The sequence below is a fragment of the Candidatus Nanopusillus massiliensis genome (genome assembly GCF_920984865.1).
In genome coordinates this window covers 606114-606347 of the sequence record NZ_OV100765.1, presented here as the reverse complement: position 1 = coordinate 606347, position 234 = coordinate 606114, and the positions used below count along the sequence as shown (strand labels likewise).

Sequence of the window (234 nt, the reverse complement as noted above, 5' to 3'; positions counted from 1 at the left end):
ACATATTTTAAATCACTTATATATTTGATTATATCCTCGTTTTGTATATTTTTTCCACTTAATTTATCAATAATATTTCCATTATCATCTATAACANNNAATCCTAAATTTGTANNTGGGTCTATCCCAACAATTAGGGATTTTAACATTATTATATTTATTTTAATTTTTTCCTTAAAAATCTATATTTCTTTTAAATCTTACTAATATATTATTAATAAATGCCAAATGATT

The 234-nt window shown here is 18.8% G+C and carries 1 protein-coding gene (cut by a window edge); it reads right to left on the bottom strand.

What is annotated here, in order from left to right:
• Positions 1–149, bottom strand: the 5' portion of a protein-coding gene (locus LUA84_RS03875) for a DUF460 domain-containing protein (protein ID WP_231434521.1). It extends 82 nt beyond the left edge of the window; the window shows 149 of its 231 coding nt (coding positions 1–149); the start codon lies at positions 147–149; the stop codon falls past the left edge of the window.
• Positions 150–234: the final 85 nt, after the last annotated feature.